Below are 20,794 nucleotides of genomic sequence, written 5' to 3'. Positions count from 1 at the left end.
GCACGCCACGCAATCGCTTCGCGCGGACGATAAGCTCCGGGGAGAAACCATGAAAGCCGCTTTGGTCCTGGCCGCAGCGCTGGCTGCCGCATGTCTGTCCGCGCCTGCCTCCGCACAAAAATCCTACGGTCCAGGGGTTTCCGACACCGAGATCAAGATCGGCAACACCATGCCCTATAGCGGGCCGGCCTCGCCGCTCGGCATCACAGGGCGGGTGCTCGCGGCCTATTTCGACGAGGTCAACGAGAAGGGCGGCGTCAACGGCCGCAAGCTCAATCTGCTCTCGCTCGACGACGCCTTCTCGCCGCCGAAGACGATGGAAGCCGCGCGGCGGCTGGTCGAAGGCGAGGGCGTTGCCTTCATCTTCGCGACCATGGGCACGGCGCCGAGCTCGGCGATCGCAAAATATCTCAACAGCAACAAGGTGCCGCAGCTCTTTCTGATCAGCTCGGCTTCGAAATGGAACGATCCCACAAATATGCCATGGTCGATGGCGCTGCCCTGGGCGCCGAACTACACCAGCGAGGCCGCGATCGATGTTGCCTATGCCCGCGCCAAGAATCCGAACGCGCGCTTTGCCGTGCTCTATCAGAACGACGATGCCGGCAAGGAGTATTTTCGCGGCGTCAAGGAAGCGCTCGGTGCTGACGCGGACAAGGCGATCGCGATGGCCTCTAGCTTCGAGGTCACCGATCCCACCGTCGATTCCCAGGTGCTGACGCTCGCCAACACCAAGGCCGACGTCTTTATGATCTATTCCGTGACGCCGCGCGCCTGCGCGCAGGCGATCCGGAAGGCGCATGAGGTCGGCTGGCAGCCGACGCGTTTCCTCGCGAGCGGCTGCGCCAACAAGGCGACCGTGATGGCGCCGGCCGGCCTCGATGCCGGCAAGGGCGTGCTGTCGCTCGGCTCGCTCAAACCGTTCACGGCCGAGCCGAAGGACGATCCGGCAATGTCGGCCTATATCGACTTCATGAAGCGGCGCCTGCCCAATGCCGACATCAACAACGTCGCCGCGCTCTACGGCTATACGGTCGCCGAAGCGCTGGTGGTGGTGCTGAGGCAGTGCAAGGACGATCTGACGCGCGAGAACATCATGGCGCAGGCCTCGAACCTGAAGAGCGTGCCGCTGTCGCTGCTGCTGCCCGGTATCACGCTCAACACCACACCGCAGGATTTCCGCCCGATCAAGGACGGCTATATGCTGCAGTTCGACGGCAATGACTGGGTGGTGGCGAGCGAGTTGCTGAAGGGGACGTGAGGCAGGCGGCGAGTCTGGTCGCCGGGCTCTCCACTGGCTCCGGTATCGTAGGGTGGGCAAAGGCGCACTTGCGCCGTGCCCACCACCTATTCATGATTCGCGAGAGATGGTGGGCACGTTTCGCTTGCCCACCCTACGATACTTCGTGCTTGTGGAGAGACCGCCATGGACTTCCAACACTCCGCCCGTTCGCTGGAGCTGCAAGAGCGCGTCCGCCAGTTCATGCGCGCGCATGTCGAGCCGGTCGAGGAGCTCTATTACGAGCAGGTGAAGCCGGAAGCCGCGCGCTACAAGACACCGCAAATATTGCAGGATCTGAAGCGGCTGGCGCGGGAGCAGGGGCTCTGGAACCTGTTCCTGTCAGGCGAGCACGGACCGGGCCTGACCAATCTCGAATATGCCCCCGTGAAGGAGATCATGGGCCGCATCCTCTGGGCGCCGGAGGTGTTCAACTGCTCGGCGCCCGATGTCGGCAACATGGAGGTGCTGGCGAACTACGGCACCAAGGCGCAGCAGGAGCGCTGGCTGAAGCCGCTGCTGGAAGGGCGCATCCGCTCCGGCTTCTCGATGACCGAGCCGCAGGTCGCCTCGAGCGACGCCACCAATATCCAGTGCGCGATCAGGCGCGACGGCGACGACTACGTCATCAACGGCCGCAAATGGTTCACCTCGGGCGCGATGAACGAGGATTGCGAGATCCTGATCGTGATGGGCAAGACCGCCCCTGATGATCCCGACCGCCATCGCCAGCAATCCATGATCCTGGTGCCCCGGAACACGCCGGGTGTGCGCATCGTCCGCGATATGCTCACCTACGGCTATGACGACGCGCCGGTCGGCCATCCCGAGATCGTCTATGAGAATGTTCGCGTTCCCGCCGAGAACATGCTGCTCGGCGAGGGCCGCGGCTTCGAGATCGCGCAAGGCCGGCTCGGCCCCGGCCGCATCCATCACTGCATGCGGTTGATCGGCTGTGCCCAGCGTGCGCTGGAATTGATGTGCCAGCGCTCGGTGTCGCGCACAGCCTTCGGCAAGCCACTCGCCGAGCAGGGCTCGGTGCGTGAGGACATCGCGCATTCCTTCTGCGAGATCACGCAGGCGCGGCTGCTCACGCTGCAGGCCGCCGACAAGATGGACCGCGAAGGCAACAAGGCCGCGCGTGATCTGATCGCCGCCGCGAAGATCGTGGTGCCGAGCATGGCGGCCCGCGTCATCGACCGCGCCATCCAGATTCACGGCGCCGCCGGCGTCTCGCAGGACACGTTCCTCGCACGCGCCTATGTCTATGCCCGCTTCATCCGCATCGGCGACGGCCCGGACCAGGTGCACCTTGCCGCGGTGGGCAAGGAGCTGATCAAGCACGGTGGAGTCGTTGGCGTCGGCGGAGGCTAGAGCTGAACTCATCGCGCTTTAGAGCCGCCTGTTGCGCGACAACGAGGCGCGCCATGTTCTGAAGCGTCACGTCACTGCGGCTTTTACGGGCATTGCGCAGTTATCGTCACAGCTGGGCGCGTAAGACTCCGGGGGTCGGCCCAGCGGGTCATGTTGCTGACTCATTCTCTGTCTTAGACGGCGACAACAAAAACACGACGCGGGAACTGCTCAGGTTCTCGCAACGGTTCCGCGGCCACGGAGTGGCACGAATCCGCGAGAGATTGGCGCAAGTTCGAAAACGCTGACGCGTTCGCTTGCCCATCGTCTGCGGCATCGGGAGCCGGACGGAAAATCAAAGGAGTTGTAATGGAGTTCCGCTCGAGCGCCGCGATGTGCGGCGCCCTGGTTGCGCTTGCCGTTTCTGTCAGTGCTGCGCGAAGTGAAACAGTTGGGGATCATTCAAGCGCTTTCGTCGACGCCGCCTGTGGCGATAAGATCGTTGGCGCAGCTTCCTCGTATAATCCGTTCAAGCCCGGCAAGGAGGAGGGTGGACCGAAAACAGCCTCCGGCGAGCGATATGATCCAGAGGTGTGGACAGCCGCCATCAAGACGAGCTTGCGGCAGAAATTTGGTGGGGTTCAATTCGGCGCACGGCCGAAATACGCGCTGGTCGAGGCCGTCGGCAAGAAGGTCATCGTCAAGATCAACGACGTGGGGCCGCTCAGGCCCGGACGTATCATCGATCTCAACGAGCGGACCATGCGCCATTTCGATCCCAGCATGGAGCGCGGCGTGCTTCCCGACGTCACGGTCAGGCCGCTGGCCGGCGACAATTGGACGGCGGGGCCGGTTGGCTGACGATTCTGACGGTGTGACGGCGCACGCGTTGAGTTGATCACAGCGCTCCGTCCACGACTTTGACTTGATCGGTCGATAGCAGCGCGGCCCCGGCTGGCGGCCGTGCCGCCTCGTCGGAAAAGTACGCCGGAACAAGCCGCGTCCGGTCGATCGAGAGATCAAAAATATCAAACCTGTTATAGTAGCCGACGACATCGTGGAATTGCTTCGGTTCGACGCATCTGTTGAGATCGATGTCTGCGTAGGCGATGCCTTCCTGGTCCTGGAACGTGTCGCCGAAGGCCTCACCCGTCGGATCGACGAAGAAGCTCGCAGCGCGCGGCGTCTGGTCGATCACTTCGGCGACGGTGGGATCCCGCGCGATCAGGAAGGCGCGCATCGGCGCATCCATATATCCGGCGGTGATGATCCCGAACGCCTTGGCTTCGAACGAATGCGCGCTGGCGCGGATGCGGTTGGCCGCAACGTTGTTGAAATTGCCGCCGCCGCTCGGCCGACGCGTCGGCCACATCGGCGGCCAGCTCGAGATGTGCACCTGCTCGCCCTGGGCCATCAGCGCAAACCGGGCCAGCGGATTGGTGTTCTCGCCGCAGATCAGGCCGCCGATCCGGCCGAGCCGCCCGTCCGCCACCTTGAGACCGGCGCCGTCGCCCGACGCCCAGACCAGCTTCTCGTAGAACGTCGGCACCAGCTTCCGGTGATGGACCAGGATTTCGCCGTCGTCTCCGATCAAGAGGTTCGAATTCCACAATCCGCCGGTGCTGACCGACGAGCGCTCGCTGATGCCGATCGAGACGATCACCCCTAGCGCCCGCGCTTCGGCGCGCAGCCGCGCGACCTCCGGGCCGTCGATCAGGACCGATTGCTCGGCCATGCGAACGAACAGATCATGGTTGTCGATCGGCGCCCAGAGCGCGGCCCAGACCGGAAAGGCCGGGATGTAGGTCTCGGGAAAGGCGATCAGCTCCGCGCCGGCTCTGGCAGCCTCGCGGATGATCGCGATGGCCTTCTCCGTGGTTGCAGTGCGGTCGAGAAAGACGGGTGCGGCGTGGACGGCGGCAGCCTTGAAACGGGGGAGCATGGGATCTTCCTGACGTGAATCTTCCTGGCGTCCTGATCGACCGGTCCGGTATCATCGTCCATTCGGTCCTGTAGATAGGAATTATCGCAAGCCCGGTTGCAGAGGATCGGTCGGCGCATCTGGAACAGGAATTGCACCGCCTGCCGGAATTCACGAGGAGCCCGCGATGTTCGACACGCTCAACTGGGATGATTTGCGCGTCTTCCTGCACGCCGCTCGCGCCGGCAATCTCAGCCAGACCGCCAAGCGGTTGCGGCTCGATCACTCGACGGTGAGCCGGCGCATCGCGCAGATGGAAGCCTCGCTCGGCACGGCCGTGTTCGAGCGCCACCGCACCGGGTTGAAGCTGAACGAGATTGGCGAGCGGCTGCTGCGCCATGCCGAGAAGGTCGAGAGCGCGATCATCGCCATTCACGAAGAGGCCAGCATCGGCGACACCGAAGGGCTCGCTGGCACAGTCCGGCTGGCGACGATGGAGGGCATTGCCTCGCTGTACCTGGCGCGACGCTTCAGCGGTTTGCGCAAGACCATGCCGCAATTGACCGTCGAGCTCGTGACCTCGGCGCAGACGGTCTATGTCCACAAGCGCGAAGCTGATTTGTTTGTGTCGTTCTTTCAGCCGCCGGGGCCGGGCCTGATTTCGGAAAGGATCGGCAAATTCGGGCTGGGCCTCTATGCCAGCCGGGCCTATCTCGACAGCCACGGCAGGCCTGAAAGCCTGCGCGATCTCGAGCAGCACTGGTTCGTCTCCTATATCGAGGACCTGATCCAGGTGGATTCGGTGCGGTGGCTCAACGATGTCGTCGAGGAGCCTCGTATCGCCTTCCATTCCAACAGCATGATTGCGCAGATGAACGCCGCCGCGGGCGGGCTCGGCATCGTGCTGTTGCCGAGCTTCGCCATCGCCGGCCGGCCGGACCTCATTCCGGTGCTGCCAGGTCTTGCCGCGACCAGCCGCGAGGTCTGGCTGAATGTGCACAGCGATCTTCAGTTCGCCCCGCGCATCCGCGCCGTCCGTGCGTTTCTGCGCAACACGCTGAAGAACGACCCGGACATGCAGCTGGGGCTGTCAGCCATGCCGCAGATCCGCACGGCAGATTGCAAAAATCCGTAGTTCCCTTTGTTGCGAGCGCACCCGAAGCTGCTTGGAACAACCGGCGGCGGCGTTTGACCCGCCCATTAGACCGGCAGCGCAACATCGGGGTCCCCATGGACGCACGGACTGACACGGCGACTGAGGCGAGGGCGCAAGCCGGCGCGCTGGCGAAACAGAGGCTCCACTTCGCGCTCGCCCTGAGCGCCGCGATGATGGTCATCTACTTCACGTTCATGGCGCTGTTTGCATTCGACAAGCCGCTGTTGGGCCAGTTGCTGGGGCCGGGATTGTCGCTCTGCATCCTGCTCGGTCCGCTCGTCATCGTCAGCTCGTTCCTGCTGTGTCTCGTCTATGTGCTGTGGGCCAACCGGGTGTTTGACCCGGCCTTGCGCGATCTTGATCGATAGGGGGACGACATGGGCAGCAACGCGATCTCGATCGGTTTCTTCTTCGCCTTCATGGCGCTCACCCTTCTGATCACTTACTGGGCGGCGCGGCGCACGCGCACGACCGAACATTTCTTCGCGGCCGGCGGCGAGGTGACGCCCTGGCAGAACGGTTGGGCGCTGGCCGGCGACTTTCTCAGCGCCGGCGCGCTGCTTGGCATTGCCGGCATAGTCACCTCGAACGGTTTCGACGGCATGATCTACTCGATCGGCTGGCTGGTCGGCTGGCCGATCATCCTGTTCCTGATCGTCGAGCCCTTGCGCAATGTCGGCCGCTTCACCTTCGCGGACGTGGTGGCCTATCGTTTGCGGCAAAGGCCGGTGCGGGTCGCGGCGGCGGTCGGGACGCTCGCGGTGATCCTGTTCTATCTGATCGCGCAGATGGTCGCGACGGGATCGCTGATCAAGCTGCTGTTCGGCCTGTCCTACTCATGGTCGGTGGTGCTGGTCGGCAGCGTCATGCTGGTCTACGTGCTGTTCGGCGGCATGCTTGCCACCACCTGGGTGCAGGTGGTCAAGGCAGCGCTGTTGATGGCGGGCGGCGTGCTGCTCGCCTTCCTCGTGCTGACCCATTTCGACATGAATCCGTTGAAACTGTTTGCAGCTGCGTCGCAGAAGTACGGAGCAAAAGTGCTGCAGCCCGGTTCGCGGGTGGTCTCCGGGCAATGGGATGCGGTTTCGCTCGGCCTCGGCCTGATGTTCGGGACGGCCGCGATGCCGCATGTGTTGATGCGGGCCTACACAGTGCGCGACGCCAAAGCGGCGCGCCTCTCGATCCTCTATGCCACAGGCCTGATCGGCTTCTTCCATCTCATGGTGTTCATCATTGGCTTCGGCGCGATGGTGCTGGTTGGCCCCGAGGCCGTAACCAAGGCGGGCGGTGGCGGCAATATGGCGGCGCCCTTGCTTGCGCTCGCCGTCGGCGGCAACGCCTTCTTCGGCTTCATCTGCGCGGTGGCGTTCGCGACGATGCTCGCAGTCGTTGCCGGTCTCACTTTGTCCGGCGTCGCCACCCTGTGCCACGACGTCTGGACCAACGTGGTGCGTAACGGCACCGCCTCCGAGACCGAGCAGCTCAAGGTCGCGCGCATCGCAACCGTCCTGATCTCCTTGCTCGCCGTCGTCCTCGGGGTCGCCTTCGAAGGCCAGAATGTGGCCTTCATGGCGGGACTTGCCTTCTCGGTGGCGTGCGCGGCCAACTTCCCCTCGCTCGTTCTCGCCATCACCTGGCGCCGCTTCACGACCTCGGCCGCAGTAGCCAGCATTCTGGTGGGAACGCTGAGCTCGCTGCTGCTCATCGTGCTGTCGCCGACCATCCAGGTCGACGTCCTCGGCAAGTCGCTGGCGCAGGTCGAAAACGCCTGGTGGTTCGTGTCGCTGCGCAACCCGGCCATTATCTGCATGCCGTTGTCGTTCCTTGTTGCGATCGTGGTTTCGCTGTTGACGACCGAGACGAATGCGGATGCGACCTTCGCGGCCATGCAGGAGCGCATCCTGTTCGGAAACGCGCAGCCGGTCCCGGCGCGGCAGGACTAGGCCGGGCCGCCGGCCAAGGCGCTGGATACGACCGCCCATTGCAGGCTCGGGCGCGCCGATGGATGATGAAGGCATGACGAGCCGACAACCCATCCTCATCTTCGCGACGCAATTGAGTGATGCGGTTCCGCCCGCCGCGACATTTTGTCGGGCTAAATCTCGTCATCATCTGTTCAAAATTGGCGGCTAGTCTTCCCCTCGACGATTGGTTCGCCGGATGTACGCGAGCTGGATCGCAAGCCTCGGCCCGCGTGCCGGGGCTTTTCGTTGTCGATGCGCGGATCAGCGGGGTCAGCCGCGCTTTCTTCGCGCTTGGTGATGCCGGAGTGCGTCGACGATCACCTTGAAGGCTGCCGAGTTCTGTCGCGAACTTGGATAATAGATATAGTAGCCGTCGAAGGTCGGTGACCAGTCGTCGAGCACGATGACGAGCTCGCCGGACCGGACGTACTGCGTCACCATGTCTTCGGGGACATAGGCAATGCCGAAGCCCTTGATGGCGGCCTCGATCATCGCGTGGGACTCATTGAAGGTCAGTTGTCCCTCGACGCGGACCCTGAGGTCCTGACCGTTCTTGGCGAACTCCCAGACATAGTGTCCGCCGGCTGCCGCGCGCCGCTTGATGCAGATGTGCTGCAGGAGGTCTTGCGGGTGCTTCGGCTTCGGATGCTCTTTCAGATATGCGGGCGAGGCGATCGCGACGAGCCGCCAATCCGGGCCGATGCGGACCGCGATCATGTCCTTCTCGACGCTCTCGCCGAGGCGGATACCCGCGTCGAAGCCATCCTCGACGATGTTGCGAAAAGCCGTCTCGATGTCGAACTCGACCCTGATGTCCGGATACGTCTTCAGGACCTCGGCCAATTTCGGCCAGACGGCCTTCGTCAGGGCGTGCTCTGACAGCGTGATCCGGATCGTGCCGGACGGCTTGTCGCGCAGCGACATCAACGCGGCGATGTCGCGCTCGATCTCATCGATGCGGGGCGCAACGGATTGCCGGAGCCGTTCGCCGGCCTCGGTCAGGCCGACGCTTCGGGTCGTGCGGGTGAGAAGCCGCAGGCCCATCTGCGATTCCAGCCGCTTGATCGTATGGCTGAGCGTCGACTGTACGACGCCGAGTTTCGCGGCGGCCCTGGTGAAGCTGCGCTCGCGGGCGACGGCCAGGAAAGCCAGCAGGTCGTTGAAATCCTGAGCTGCCATGGTTGTCACTATTCATGGCCCAGATCGATTAATGCAAGCAAATTATATCGGCTAATCGAACGCTGCAGGCGGCGCTACGTATGGCCCTGAGCATGGACCCCGGTCATTCGCACACGACAGGATCGCCCGCGCCAAGGAGGTACAGATGCTAATCCGGCGAGCAGGCGCGCAGCCTTCGGCCCGGGCTCCGGCGGACTATTTCACCGGCACGGTCCGTATCGATCCCTTGTTTCCGGCGGTAGATCCTTCTCGCGTCGCCGGCAATCACGTCACCTTCGAGCCCGGTGCGCGCACGGCGTGGCACACCCATCCATTCGGCCAGACGCTGATCGTGACCTCAGGCCTCGGCCAGGTGCAGCGTTGGGGCGGGCCCATCGAGCACATCCGGCCGGGCGACGTGGTCTCGTTCGAACCCGGCGAGAAGCACTGGCATGGCGCGTCTGCGACGCCTGCCATGAGCCATATCGCGATTCAGGAATCGCTCGACGGCAACCCCGTCACATGGATGGAACGGGTGACGGACGAGCAGTACGGCGCCCCGCCGCCAAAGGAGCATGACAATGAAAGCAACCGTTCTCCACGGACCCGGCGATATCCGTTACGAAAGCGTCAGCGATCCGAAGATCATTCACCCAACTGACGCCATCATCAAGCTGTCGGCCACCTGCATCTGCGGTTCCGATCTCTGGCCCTATCGCGGCCTGCAACCGCAGGACGGGCCGACACATATGGGCCATGAATATTGCGGCGTGGTCGTCGAAATCGGCAGTGCGGTGCGGACCATCAGGCCCGGTCAGTTCGTCGTCGGCTCGTTCTGCCTGTCGGACAACACCTGTCCGCACTGCAAGTTCGGCTTCCAGTCCTCATGCGAGCAGCGCGAGTTCATGTCAGGCGCGCAGGCGCCTTACGCGCGCGTGGCGCTCGCCGATGGCACGCTGGTCGCGACGCGGGAGATGCCGGGGAGCGATCTCATCCCGCATCTGCTTGCGACCTCCGACGTGCTCGGCACCGGCTGGTATGCGGCGGATGCTGCGAATGTGAAGCAAGGCGCCACCGTCGTGGTCGTCGGCGATGGCGCCGTCGGCCTGATGGGCGTGCTCGCCGCCAAAGAGATGGGCGCGGCGCGCATCATCGCCATGAGCCGCCACAAGACACGGCAGGATCTCGCCCGGGCGTTCGGCGCCACCGATATCGTCGTCGAACGCGGCGCAGACGGCATTGCGCGCGTCAAGGAGCTGACCCGCGGCGTCGGCGCCGACTCGGTGCTCGAATGCGTGGGCACGCAGGAAGCGATGTCGCAGGCTCTCGAATGCACGCGGCCCGGCGGCACGATCGGCTATGTCGGCGTTCCCCATGGCGTGACCCTCGATGGCCAGGCGTTGTTCTTCGGGCAGCGGCGCATGCTGGGCGGTCCGGCGCCGGTGCGGCGGTTCCTGCCCGATCTGATGGATCGGGTGCTCAATGGCCGGATCCAGCCGGGCAAGGTGTTCGACCTCACGCTGCCGATCGACCAGGTCGCCGAAGGCTACAAGGCGATGGACCAGCGCCGCGCGATCAAGACGCTGCTCACGGTGTGAGGGCGGAGCACGCTCCCGGAGGCCCCGGATTCATTCACGTCGGCGGCGGATCGGACCGGGGGCAGCCGGGAACCCAAGGGCCATACGCATTCGATCATCGTAGCACAATAGTAACGACTGCTGGCTGAGAGTGGCCCCGAGGACGCCACGGCAGGTTCACCCAGTTGAAAGAGATCAGACCGCTTCCGCTCGGGACGAGCGCTTCTGCCGGCATCACAACAAGCGGTCACGCCTTAGGTATGCCGGTAAACCATCTCAGCATGAGGCTGCGTTGGGCGATCGTGGCGGCGATCCTCGCGATCGCGCTGCTCGTTCAGCTACCTGCCATCCTCAACGCCGATCTGGGCTGCCTGCTGACCGAAGGCGAGAAGGTTCTGGACGGCGCCAAGCTCGGTGTCGACGTTTTCGAACTGAATCCGCCGCTGTCGGTCTATCTGTATATGCCGGCGTTGATGCTTGCGCGACTGACCGGCATGGCGCCCGAGATCATCGTGATCGTCCTGATCATGATCGAGATCGTTGTCGCGCTGCTGATGATCGATCGTGCCGCTGCGGCGGCAGAGCTGGGAGCCGGAGAGAGGATCGTTGCGACGTGCCTGCTCGCGTTCCTGTTCGCAATTCTTCCAAGCGGCGTGTTCGGACAACGTGAACACATCGCCGTCATTGCACTGACCCCTTTCGTCGCCGTCACGGCAATCCGCTGGCGCGGTCTTGCACCTGGACCGGTTGCCGTCCTGGCGGGACTGGGCGCGGGGCTGGCCATGAGCATCAAGCCCCATCTTGCTCTCGTCGTCGGACTTCCGGTTCTCCTTGCCGTCTTCCGTCAACGGTCTCCGAGGCCGCTGTTCTCTCCGGAAGTATTGACGGCGGCTGCAATCGTCATCGGCTACGGGGCGATCCTCGCCATCGTCTTTCCCGACTACCTGCTGACATATGCGCCGATGGTCACGGCCGCGTATCTGCCGTTGCGGATGAGTCTCGGCGATCTGCTTCCATTCCCGGTCATCGTGCTGGCCGCTTCCATCGCGCTCTTGCGGCTGCTCGCGCCCCGCGACTTCAAGTTGGGCGGTGATGCGACGCCGTGGCTGGCCGCGGCAGTCGGCGGCGCCGCGAGCTTCGTTCTCCAGGGCAAGCACTGGACCTACACGGCGTTTGCACTGTGCATGTTTGCGGTCGCTGCGCCGTTGCTGCTGGCCCGCACCAAGACCCTGCGGTTGCCGGGCATGATCGGAGCTCTCGCCTTCATCATGTTCGTCGTGTCCTGCTTGTCGATAGAGGTGCGGCCGTTTCCGGCGCTGGACGAGCGCGTCGAGGCCCTCGCACCGCATCCGCGGCTGATCACCATCGGCGATCACGTGGCGTTGGGGCATCCGCTGGTCCGCCGGATCAACGGCACCTGGGTGGGCCATTCCTGCGTGCAAGTGTTGGCGGCCGGCGCGACACTGCTGCAGAAGAACCCGCAGCTCGCTCAACGCGAGCGGGCAAAGCTGGACGGCATCATCGATTTCGAGCGGCGGCACTTGCTCGCGGACCTGCGGGACGGCCGGCCGGACGTGATCCTCGTGGATACCGTTCTGCTGAATGCGATGCCGTTCGACTGGCTGGCCTGGGCCAAGTCGGATCCCGAGCTCCAGGCGGAGCTCAGTCGCTACCGCGAAGTTGAAGACGTCGGCCGCGTCAGGATCTTCGTCGATCAATCCAAGAGCAGGGCGGCGATGGCGCCTTCGCTGGTGCGTTGACGGGCACGTCGAACGCGACGAGGGGCATCACCGGCCCTGCAGGGCCGGTGGACGTGCTGTCATCCCGCCTTGGCGAGGCGGTTGTCTGCGCGCAGGTTCTGGAAGAATTTTTCCACCTCGCGCGACAGCGTGTCCGCGGTCGCGGTCAGGCTGCTGGCCGCCGTCAGCACGGACGCTGCCGCCGTATCGGTCTCGCCGATGGCATCGCGCAGCGAGGTGATGTTGGCGACCAGCGTCTCGTTGCCCTGGGCTGCCGACTGCGCATTGGAGGAGATCTCGCGCGTGGCCTGGTCCTGCTGGCCGATGGCACCGGCAATCGCCGTGGTGACCTCGTTGATCTCGCGCACCGCGCCGCCGATCTCGCGCACCGCATCGACCGCGTTGCGGGTGGATGACTGGATCATCGCGACGTTCTCGCTGATGTCGGCGGTCGCCTTCGCGGTCTGTCCCGCCAGCGCCTTGACCTCGTGGGCGACGACGGCAAAGCCTCGGCCGGCGTCACCGGCCCGCGCAGCCTCGATGGTGGCGTTGAGCGCGAGCAAATTGGTCTGCTCGGCGATCGTCTGAATGAGGGTCAGCACGCCGTCGATGCGCTGCGTGGCGGCCGCGAGGCTCTCGATCTCGGCGATCGACTTCTCGGTACGCTGGCCGGTCTGCTCGACCGCGCCCGCGCTCTGCCGCACCTGGCGGCCGATCTCCTCGACCGATGTGGACAGCTCCTCGGCCGCGCCCGCCACCGCGGTGACATTGTGCGATGCCCGCTCGGTGGCATTGGCAGCCATGCCGGCGCGGCTGTTCGCGTCCGCCGTGACGCGGGTGATAGTCTGCGCGGTCTCGCGCATGACACTGGCATTGTCGCTGAGGCCACGCATGATCGCGCCGATCGCTTCGCGAAACGCCTCGACGGATTGCTCGATGTGGTGTGCGCGCTCTTCGCGCGTGGCCGAGTCCTGCGAGACCTGCGAGGCGAGGTTGCGGTTGCGGTCCATCGCGCCCTGGAACACTTCGATGGCGCGGGCCAGCGCCCCGATCTCGTCGGCGCGGCCGGCGTGCGGCACCACGACATTCTCGGCGCCGTCGGCGACCTGCTTGATAGTGGCCGTGATCGCGGCGAGCGGCCGGGCGATCGAGCGGGCGATGATGATGATGCCGATCACGACCAGCGCCAGCGCCACGCCGCCGAGGCAGGTCAGGATAAAGGACAGCGTGCGGTTGGTCTCGGTCTGTTGCGCGATCTGCTTGGCGCGCTCGGCATAGACCTTGGACAGCGCCTCGAGATCCTTGTTCAGCGCCGAGCGTACGGCGCGGTTGGCGTCGTTGTCGCCCCATTCGCGACCCGCGGCGGCATTGATCTCGACGCCGCGGCGCACCAGCTCCTTGCGGAACTCGACGAACTGCTCGATGCGCTTCTTGAAGGTCGCGAATTGCTCGGCGTCGTCAGCCTTGACGATGCTCTCCCAGCCTTTGACCACGCCCAGGATTTGATCGTTGAACTTCAGCAGCCCGTCGCCGAACTTCTTCACGACCTTCGGGTCCGTCGACATGTAGACGCCGCGCGATTCCATCACCACCGCATAGACCAGCGAGTTGACGCGCTCGACGTTCAGTGCGGCCGCATTCGCCGTCTCGATCGCGCTGGTCAGATCGGCGCTGCGGCGGCTGTTGTAATCGGATAGAATCGCGATCGCCGCAGTGAGCACGGCGAATAGCGCGAAGATCGCGTAGAGCTTGGTGGTCAGTGTGAAACGCCCAGCCAGACTGGCGGCATTCCCGGATCGGTTTGATGTCATGGTGTTCAGGGCCTGGAACGGCCAGCGGCGGCCGGTGAGCACGGTTATGTAAAACTGATGCAAAATTATGCAGAACGAAGGTGGATGTGGTGTTAACGCGGGCAGCAGCCGGCCTCCGCGGAAATACGCGTCATTTCAGCCCGTTGCCTCAGCCTTAGCGGCTCCCGGCGGGTCGCGGTCAGGCGGTTGCGCAGCTTGTTCCGACATCGGCAAGCACGGAAGGCCGCCAAGCGCCTATTCCCTGCCGCCGGGATTGCCTTCAAGATCGTCTGGACTCGGCCACTGGCCGATGAACCCCGGAGGGGCCTTTGGTCTACCGCCACGCCATCGACGCCACGACCTACACCTTTCCCGACCTGCGCGACCTCCTCGCCAAGGCGACGCCGCCGCGTTCCGGCGACCGGCTGGCCGGGATTGCCGCGGGCAGCGCCAAGCAGATGATTGCCGCACGGATGGCGCTCGCGGACGTTCCCTTAAGTCAATTCCTTAACGAGGCGGTCATCCCCTACGAGGCCGACGAGGTCACCCGCCTCGTCATCGATGGCCATGACGCCAGGGCGTTTGCGCAGGTCTCCTCGTTGACGGTCGGAGCTTTCCGCGACTGGCTGCTGTCGGACGCGGCCACGCCGGAGGTCCTGCGCAAGCTCGCGCCCGGCGTCACGCCGGAGATGGCAGCCGCGGTGTCAAAACTGATGCGCAATCAGGACCTGATCCTGGCGGCGCGGAAATGCGAGGTCACGACCGCCTTCCGCAACACCATCGGCCTGAAGGGCCGGATGAGCACGCGGCTCCAGCCCAACCATCCCTTCGACGATGCCAGGGGCATCACCGCCTCAATTCTCGATGGCCTGCTGCTCGGGGCCGGTGACGCCTGCATCGGCATCAATCCGGCGAGCGACGATCCGGCCGTCATCGCCCAGTTGCTGCGGCTTCTGGACGAGATCATCGCGCGGCTGAAGATTCCGACGCAGGGCTGCGTGCTGACTCATGTCACGACGACGCTGTCGCTGATCGGGCAGGGCGTGCCTGTCGATCTCGTCTTCCAGTCGGTCGCCGGCACCGAGGCCGCCAACCGCAGCTTCGGCATCGATCTTGCCATGCTGAAGGAGGCACAGGCGGCCGGGCTATCTCAGAAGCGCGGCACGGTCGGCGACAACGTGATGTATTTCGAGACCGGCCAGGGCTCGGCGCTGTCGGCGGGCGCCCATCACGGCGTCGACCAGCAGACCTGCGAGGCGCGCGCCTATGCGGTGGCACGGGCCTATGCGCCATTGCTGGTCAACAGCGTCGTCGGCTTCATCGGTCCGGAATATCTCTACGACGGCAAGGAGATCATCCGGGCGGGGCTGGAAGATCATTTCTGCGGCAAGTTGCTCGGCCTGCCGCTCGGGGTCGACATCTGCTACACCAACCATGCCGAGGCGGACCAGGACGACATGGACAACCTCCTGACGCTGCTCGCGGCTGCCGGCGTCACCTTCATCATGGGGGTGCCGGGCGCCGACGATGTCATGTTGAACTACCAGTCCACCTCGTTCCACGACGCGCTCTATGTCCGCGACGTCTTCGGTTCGGCCCGCGCGCCAGAGTTCGACGACTGGCTGGCGCAGACGGGGATTGCCGGCGCCGACTTCCGGCTTGCCGGTGACGCAGGCCTGTTGCCCGATTTTGCCTCCCGGCTGATCGCGTAGTGCGAAAAAACCTCCGCCCATCGGCGTGAACCCGGGAAACCATTGGCGCGTCTCACGAATTAGTTCGGTGCCATAATATTGAGGAAATCCGGTCGCAGCGTTACGCTATGTGTCTGGTGACCTCGTCAGTACCATCAGTGGAACGTGGTTGGGGGAAGTTCGATGCGCGCTGAAAGCAACGGAACGATCCGGCATATCCTCTGCGTTTTCCCGCGCTACACGTCGTCCTTCGGCACCTTCGAGCACGCCTATCCGCTGACGGACGGCGTCCGCGCCTTCATGCCGCCGCAGGGCCTGTTGCTGCTCGCGGCCTATCTGCCTAGGGAATGGCAGGTCAAATTCGTCGACGAGAATCTGCGCCCGACGACCAAGGACGAGTTCGAATGGGCGGAAGCCGTGTTCGTCAGCGGCATGCACATCCAGCGCCAGCAGATGAACGACATCTGCCGCCGCGCCCATGAGTTCGACCTGCCGGTCGCGCTCGGCGGTCCTTCAGTCAGCGCCTGCCCGGACTATTATCCGTCGTTCGACTATCTCCATGTCGGCGAGCTCGGCGACGCCACCAACGAGCTGATCGCAATTCTTTCGCGCGATACCTCGCGTCCCGAGCGTCAGGTGGTGCTGACCACCAAGGACCGCGTGCCGATGACGGAGTTTCCGATTCCGGCCTATGAACTTGCGGACGTGAAACGGTACTTCCTCGGCAGTATCCAGTACTCCAGCGGCTGTCCCTATCAGTGCGAGTTCTGCGACATCCCGGGCCTGTACGGCCGCAACCCGCGCATCAAGACGCCGCAGCAGATCATCGCCGAGCTCGATCGCCTGCGCGAATGCGGCATGACCGACACGGTCTATTTCGTCGACGACAATTTCATCGGCAATCGCAAGGCGGCGATGGATCTGCTGCCCCATCTGATCGAATGGCAGAAGAAGACCGGCTACGTGATGCGGCTCGCCTGCGAGGCGACGCTCAACATCGCAAAACGCCCTGAGATCCTCGAGAAGATGCGCGAGGCCTATTTCATCACCATCTTCTGCGGCATCGAGACGCCGGATCCCGACGCGCTGAAGGCGATGCACAAGGACCACAACATGATGGTCCCGATCCTGGAGGGCGTGCGCACCATCAACTCCTACGGCATGGAGGTGGTGTCAGGCATCATCATGGGCCTCGATACCGACAAACCGAACACGACCGAGGCGCTGCTCGGCTTCGTCGAGGAATCGCGCATTCCGCTGCTCACGATCAACCTGCTCCAGGCGCTGCCGAAGACGCCGCTGTGGGACCGTCTGGAAAAGGAAGGGCGTCTGGTCGATGACGACGGCCGCGATTCCAACGTCGATTTCCTGCTGCCCTATGACGAGGTCGTCGCGTCCTGGAAGCACGCCATGAGCGTCGCCTACGAGCCCGAGAAGGTCTACGCCCGCTTCCAGTATCAATGCGACAACGTCTATGTGAATCGCCTGAAGATGCCGGTGCCGGACGAGATGAAGACCTGGCCGAATATCAGGCGCGGCCTGGTCATGCTCCGCAACATCTTCTGGAAGGTGGGCGTGCTCGGCAATTACAGGCGCGTGTTCTGGAAGTTTGCGCTGGGGCGCATCAAGCGCGGCGACATCGAAGGGCTGATCGGCTGCACCATGATCGCGCATCATCTCATCACCTTTGCGCGCGCGGCCACCAGCGGCAAGCAGAACGCCTCGAACTATTCGATCCGGCTGCGCGAAGCATCCGTTCCCGCCGAATGAGCGACAAGCCCGTTCCGGCGCGCCCGACCATCGATCTCAGGTCGTTCACGCCTGCGCGCGTCGCGCTCGGGCGCAGTGGCGCGAGCCTGCCGACAAAGCCGCTGCTCGATTTCACGCTGGCCCATGCGCGCGCCCGCGATGCCGTGCATGCCGCCTTCGACGCGCCGCATCTGGCTGTCGCGGTGAGGGCGCTCGGCCTTGCCGCAACCGAGGTCAGCAGCCGGGCCCCCGATCGCGGGGATTATCTGCGCCGGCCCGATCTCGGACGGCAGCTCGATGCCGGCTCTGCCGCGGCGCTGGCGGAGAGGGCCAGCGCACCGTGCCAGCTTGCGATCGTCATCGGCGACGGATTGTCGGCCGCGGCGGTCCATGCCCATGCCGTCGCGCTGCTGCAAAGCCTGCTGCCGCTGCTCGGCGAGGGTGAGGCCGTCGCGATCGGCCATGTCGTCGTCGCCTCAGGCGCGCGGGTCGCGCTCGGCGACGAGATCGGGGCCATCCTCGGCGCCCACATGGTTCTGGTGCTGATCGGCGAGCGGCCGGGGCTATCAGCACCGGACAGCCTCGGAGCCTATCTGACCTTCGCGCCGAAGCCCGGCCTGACCGATGCCGAGCGCAACTGCGTGTCGAATATCCACAAGGCTGGGTTGAGCTATGACGAGGCGGCCTGCAAGATCGCCTGGCTGGTCCGCGAGGGGCTGGCACGCCAGGTCACCGGCGTCACGCTCAAGGACGAGAGCGCCGACCGCGCGCCGCGTCGAATTGGCTCGGCTTTGCCGGAATGACGGGCATTCCGGCAAAATCGCCGCATCTTGATCGATTCGGAGCCTCCCGGCGTGCTTGCGAGAAGGGCGCTTGACCTGCTAAACCGCTGCCGGCGATTTTCCGCGCATTTTCAACGGGCAAGCCTCCCATTGGTATGGCGTTTTCAAGCCGTTCGCGGGGCGCAATAAGCTCACAGCTAGAGCCGATTTAGGAACTGGACAAGGCATGCTCGAAAAGCACAGCGAGAGTGAGGTTCATGTCGACAAGGTCGAGCAGGGGCCTGCGTCCTCCATCGCCTTCGGGCTGGAGCGCCTCGGGCTGATTGCTGTCCGGGCGCCGATCGTCTCCTGCATCATCTTGGTCGCGCTGATCGTCGGCGCCGTGTTCGGCATCGAGCGGATCAAGATCGACGATTCGCTGTCGCAGCTGTTCCGCTCCAACACCCGCGAATTCCGCCAGTACGAAGAGGTGACGAAGAAGTTCCCGGCCGAGGAATTCGACGTCCTCGTCGTCGTCGAGGGCAAGACGCTTCTGGCGCGGAATAACCTCGAGAAGCTGCGCGATTTCATCACCGACATGCAGCTGGTCGAGGGCACGCGCGGTCTGGTCTCGCTGTTCTCGGCGCGCCAGGCGCCGGCGCCGGGCAAGCTGCCGGCCGCGCTGTTCCCGGCCGAGCTGCCCGAGGGCGCGGCCTATGACCAGTTCATCGAGACGGTCAAGAACAACGAGATCATCCGCGGCAAGCTGTTGTCCGAGGACGGCACGCTCGCACTGATCGTGCTCTCGCTCGATCCGGAGGTGGTCGCCTCCAGCAAGCTCGGCAAGACCGTCGGCGATATCCGCGCACTGATGAAGGAGGATCTCGGCGACACCGGGCTCAGCGTGCAGCTCTCCGGCGTGCCGGTGATGCAGCTCGAAATCCGCAACGCGGTCGAGCGCGATGGCCTCACCTACAACATCCTCGGCATTCTCGCCGGCTGCATCATCGCCATCATCTTCTTCCGCAAGATCTCCTTCATGGTGGTGGCGGCGTTCCCGCCGATGATCGCGATCCTGATCGCGCTCGGGGCGCTCGGCTGGGCCAATTTCAATCTCAACATGTTCCTGAACGTGATGACGCCGCTCATCATGGTGATCTCGTTCTCGGACTCGATGCAGCTGACTTTCGCCGCGCGCGACCGGCTGATCGCGGGGCAGGACAAGTTCACCGCGTTCAAGAATGCGGTGCTGGTGGTGGGCCCCGCCTGCGTGCTGACGCACGGCACCGCCGGCATTTCCTTCATCGCGCTGCAGTTCTCCGACTCCGACCTGATCCGCAAGTTCGGCGAGGCGGGCCTCGCTGCCACCATCATCGCGCTGATCACGGTGCTGTCGCTGGTGCCGGTGTTCGGCGTGCTGTTCGTGCGCAACGAGAAGGTCTTTGCGGTCAAGTTCCAGAGCGCGGATGCCGGCGTGCAGGCGCTGCGCAATTTCTGCTACTGGATCGCCGTGCGCATGGTCGGCCGGCCCGGCCTGTTCAGCCTGATCGCGCTGCTGTTCGTCGGCAGCCTCGGCATCGTCTACGCCAATCTTCAGCCGCGTTACCGGCTCGCCGACCAGGTGCCGGACAAGCGCCAGGCAGTGGCCGCCAGCAACCGGCTCGACGCCAAGCTGACCGGCGCCAATCCGGTCAACGTGCTGATCACGTTCCCCAAGGGTGAAACGCTCTACTCGCCGGAGACGCTGCAAACCATCGCTGACGTGCACGCGACCGTCGAGAAGGCGGCGGGCGTCGGCAACGTCTGGTCGCTGGAGACGCTGCGCCGCTGGCTGGCGGAAAAGGCCGGCAGCAGCGACGTCGCGACCCTGAAGGAATATGTGGGCGTCATCCCCGAGCATCTGGTGCGGCGTTTCATCGACGCCGAGCAGGATGCGGTGGTCGTGGCCGGCCGCGTGCCGGACAAGGACTCCAGCCAGCTGTTGCCGATCGTCGACAAGCTCGACGGCGAGCTCGATGCCGTGCGCAAGAAGCATCCCGGCTACGAGGTCGCCGTTACCGGTCTTGCCGCCATCGCCGCGCGCAACTCGGCCGGCATGATCGAGAAGCTGAACCGCGGCCTCACCGTCGAATTCGCGCTGGTGGCGATCTTCATCGGCCTTGCCTTCCGCTCCTGGGTGGTGATGTTCGCCTGCATCCTGCCGGGCATCTTCCCGGTGGTGATGTCGGGAACGGTGCTGTGGGCGATGGGCGAGGGGTTACAGTTCGCCAGCGTCGTCGCGCTCACCGTTTCGTTCGGCCTCGGCCTCTCCGCAACCATCCACTTCCTCAATCGTCTCCGTTTGGAGAGCAAGCCGGGCGTCGGTTCGGCGCTCGCGGTGGAACGCGCGACCGTGCTGGTCGGCCCGGCGCTGATCCTGACCACGGTGGTGCTGGCCTGCGGCCTCGTCGTCACCGTGTTCTCGGATCTGCCGTCGCTGCGGCTGTTCGGTTGGCTCAGCGCCTTCTCGATGGTGGCGGCGCTGGTCGCGGACCTTTTCATCCTGCGGCCGACGGCGATGTGGCTGATCAATTTGCACGGCAAGCTGCAGGGCTCCGACAAGCCGGCGATCTGACCGGGGTCATCAGGCGGCCACCGAATCGCAGCACATTGGCTG

At 64.5% G+C, this 20,794-nt stretch carries 15 protein-coding genes and 1 pseudogene; 13 read left to right on the top strand and 3 right to left on the bottom strand.

Annotated elements, in window-relative coordinates; all coding sequences use genetic code 11:
- Positions 1 to 49 precede the first annotated feature (49 nt).
- The 3 genes from XH89_RS26590 to XH89_RS26580 all read left to right on the top strand — a co-directional run bounded on the left by XH89_RS26590 (position 50) and on the right by XH89_RS26580 (position 3,493).
- Positions 50 to 1,261 carry an ABC transporter substrate-binding protein gene (locus XH89_RS26590; protein ID WP_194463330.1) on the top strand — a complete coding sequence of 404 codons (1,212 nt, stop codon included), beginning with the start codon at positions 50 to 52 and terminating at the stop codon, positions 1,259 to 1,261.
- A gap of 165 nt (positions 1,262 to 1,426) precedes the next feature.
- Positions 1,427 to 2,653 carry an acyl-CoA dehydrogenase family protein gene (locus XH89_RS26585; RefSeq protein ID WP_194463329.1) on the top strand — a complete coding sequence of 409 codons (1,227 nt, stop codon included), beginning with the start codon at positions 1,427 to 1,429 and terminating at the stop codon, positions 2,651 to 2,653.
- A 348-nt stretch (positions 2,654 to 3,001) separates the two neighbouring features.
- Positions 3,002 to 3,493, top strand: a complete 492-nt coding sequence (locus XH89_RS26580; RefSeq protein WP_194463328.1) for a septal ring lytic transglycosylase RlpA family protein — start codon at positions 3,002 to 3,004, stop codon at positions 3,491 to 3,493.
- Positions 3,494 to 3,530: 37 nt separating this feature from the next.
- Here XH89_RS26580 and XH89_RS26575 read toward each other — a convergent pair whose 3' ends face one another.
- The gene (locus XH89_RS26575; protein ID WP_194463327.1) at positions 3,531 to 4,574 is read right to left on the bottom strand and encodes a carbon-nitrogen hydrolase family protein; all 1,044 of its coding nucleotides are present in this window, start codon (positions 4,572 to 4,574) and stop codon (positions 3,531 to 3,533) included.
- 166 nt (positions 4,575 to 4,740) lie between these two features.
- Between XH89_RS26575 and XH89_RS26570 the strand changes: the two genes are divergently transcribed.
- The 3 genes from XH89_RS26570 (at position 4,741) to XH89_RS26560 (ending at position 7,652) form a co-directional block, all read left to right on the top strand.
- A complete protein-coding gene (locus XH89_RS26570; protein ID WP_194463326.1) occupies positions 4,741 to 5,688 on the top strand; it encodes a LysR family transcriptional regulator in 948 nt (315 codons plus the stop codon).
- Between the two features lie 95 nt (positions 5,689 to 5,783).
- Positions 5,784 to 6,077: a DUF485 domain-containing protein gene (locus XH89_RS26565; RefSeq protein WP_194463325.1), complete on the top strand. Its 294-nt coding sequence runs from the start codon at positions 5,784 to 5,786 to the stop codon at positions 6,075 to 6,077.
- A 9-nt stretch (positions 6,078 to 6,086) separates the two neighbouring features.
- Complete coding sequence (locus XH89_RS26560) at positions 6,087 to 7,652, top strand: cation/acetate symporter ActP (protein WP_194463324.1); 1,566 nt, start codon at positions 6,087 to 6,089, stop codon at positions 7,650 to 7,652.
- Between the two features lie 291 nt (positions 7,653 to 7,943).
- Here the strand turns inward: XH89_RS26560 and XH89_RS26555 are convergent, their stop codons facing one another.
- Positions 7,944 to 8,852 (bottom strand): LysR family transcriptional regulator, encoded by a 909-nt coding sequence (locus tag XH89_RS26555; protein WP_194463323.1) that lies wholly within the window; start codon positions 8,850 to 8,852, stop codon positions 7,944 to 7,946.
- 145 nt (positions 8,853 to 8,997) lie between these two features.
- Between XH89_RS26555 and XH89_RS26550 the strand changes: the two are divergent.
- From XH89_RS26550 to XH89_RS26540, 3 genes and pseudogenes are all read left to right on the top strand, one after another.
- Positions 8,998 to 9,390 (top strand): annotated as a pseudogene (locus XH89_RS26550) (cupin domain-containing protein); the annotation flags it as partial.
- A gap of 22 nt (positions 9,391 to 9,412) precedes the next feature.
- A complete protein-coding gene (locus XH89_RS26545; RefSeq protein ID WP_194463321.1) occupies positions 9,413 to 10,429 on the top strand; it encodes a zinc-dependent alcohol dehydrogenase family protein in 1,017 nt (338 codons plus the stop codon).
- A gap of 260 nt (positions 10,430 to 10,689) precedes the next feature.
- Complete coding sequence (locus XH89_RS26540; protein WP_194463320.1) at positions 10,690 to 12,168, top strand: hypothetical protein; 1,479 nt, start codon at positions 10,690 to 10,692, stop codon at positions 12,166 to 12,168.
- A gap of 59 nt (positions 12,169 to 12,227) precedes the next feature.
- Here XH89_RS26540 and XH89_RS26535 read toward each other — a convergent pair whose 3' ends face one another.
- On the bottom strand, positions 12,228 to 13,958 hold the full coding sequence (locus XH89_RS26535) for a methyl-accepting chemotaxis protein (RefSeq protein WP_194463319.1): 1,731 nt from the start codon (positions 13,956 to 13,958) through the stop codon (positions 12,228 to 12,230).
- A 308-nt stretch (positions 13,959 to 14,266) separates the two neighbouring features.
- Here XH89_RS26535 and XH89_RS26530 point away from each other — a divergent pair, with 308 nt between their 5' ends.
- The 4 genes from XH89_RS26530 (at position 14,267) to XH89_RS26515 (ending at position 20,752) form a co-directional block, all read left to right on the top strand.
- Positions 14,267 to 15,649 carry an ethanolamine ammonia-lyase subunit EutB gene (locus XH89_RS26530; protein WP_194463318.1) on the top strand — a complete coding sequence of 461 codons (1,383 nt, stop codon included), beginning with the start codon at positions 14,267 to 14,269 and terminating at the stop codon, positions 15,647 to 15,649.
- A 162-nt stretch (positions 15,650 to 15,811) separates the two neighbouring features.
- Positions 15,812 to 17,398, top strand: coding sequence for a B12-binding domain-containing radical SAM protein (locus XH89_RS26525; RefSeq protein ID WP_194463317.1), 1,587 nt, complete (start codon positions 15,812 to 15,814; stop codon positions 17,396 to 17,398).
- On the top strand, positions 17,395 to 18,180 hold the full coding sequence (eutC, locus tag XH89_RS26520; RefSeq protein WP_194463316.1) for an ethanolamine ammonia-lyase subunit EutC: 786 nt from the start codon (positions 17,395 to 17,397) through the stop codon (positions 18,178 to 18,180). The genes XH89_RS26525 and eutC overlap by 4 nt, the downstream gene beginning before the upstream one ends.
- A gap of 205 nt (positions 18,181 to 18,385) precedes the next feature.
- On the top strand, positions 18,386 to 20,752 hold the full coding sequence (locus XH89_RS26515) for an RND family transporter (RefSeq protein ID WP_194463315.1): 2,367 nt from the start codon (positions 18,386 to 18,388) through the stop codon (positions 20,750 to 20,752).
- Positions 20,753 to 20,794: the final 42 nt, after the last annotated feature.

Source organism: Bradyrhizobium sp. CCBAU 53340 (genome assembly GCF_015291645.1).
Classification (GTDB): domain Bacteria; phylum Pseudomonadota; class Alphaproteobacteria; order Rhizobiales; family Xanthobacteraceae; genus Bradyrhizobium.
This window is presented reverse-complemented; position numbering and strand designations above follow the sequence as displayed.

Bases quoted from the DNA above. Each gene is read 5' to 3' on its own strand.
- XH89_RS26590 (WP_194463330.1), top strand. From the start codon at position 50: ATGAAAGCCGCTTTGGTCCTGGCCGCAGCGCTGGCTGCCGCATGTCTG.
- XH89_RS26585 (WP_194463329.1), top strand. From the start codon at position 1,427: ATGGACTTCCAACACTCCGCCCGTTCGCTGGAGCTGCAAGAGCGCGTC.
- XH89_RS26580 (WP_194463328.1), top strand. From the start codon at position 3,002: ATGGAGTTCCGCTCGAGCGCCGCGATGTGCGGCGCCCTGGTTGCGCTT.
- XH89_RS26575 (WP_194463327.1), bottom strand. From the start codon at position 4,574: ATGCTCCCCCGTTTCAAGGCTGCCGCCGTCCACGCCGCACCCGTCTTT.
- XH89_RS26570 (WP_194463326.1), top strand. From the start codon at position 4,741: ATGTTCGACACGCTCAACTGGGATGATTTGCGCGTCTTCCTGCACGCC.
- XH89_RS26565 (WP_194463325.1), top strand. From the start codon at position 5,784: ATGGACGCACGGACTGACACGGCGACTGAGGCGAGGGCGCAAGCCGGC.
- XH89_RS26560 (WP_194463324.1), top strand. From the start codon at position 6,087: ATGGGCAGCAACGCGATCTCGATCGGTTTCTTCTTCGCCTTCATGGCG.
- XH89_RS26555 (WP_194463323.1), bottom strand. From the start codon at position 8,852: ATGGCAGCTCAGGATTTCAACGACCTGCTGGCTTTCCTGGCCGTCGCC.
- XH89_RS26545 (WP_194463321.1), top strand. From the start codon at position 9,413: ATGAAAGCAACCGTTCTCCACGGACCCGGCGATATCCGTTACGAAAGC.
- XH89_RS26540 (WP_194463320.1), top strand. From the start codon at position 10,690: ATGAGGCTGCGTTGGGCGATCGTGGCGGCGATCCTCGCGATCGCGCTG.
- XH89_RS26535 (WP_194463319.1), bottom strand. From the start codon at position 13,958: ATGACATCAAACCGATCCGGGAATGCCGCCAGTCTGGCTGGGCGTTTC.
- XH89_RS26525 (WP_194463317.1), top strand. From the start codon at position 15,812: ATGCGCGCTGAAAGCAACGGAACGATCCGGCATATCCTCTGCGTTTTC.
- eutC (WP_194463316.1), top strand. From the start codon at position 17,395: ATGAGCGACAAGCCCGTTCCGGCGCGCCCGACCATCGATCTCAGGTCG.
- XH89_RS26515 (WP_194463315.1), top strand. From the start codon at position 18,386: ATGCTCGAAAAGCACAGCGAGAGTGAGGTTCATGTCGACAAGGTCGAG.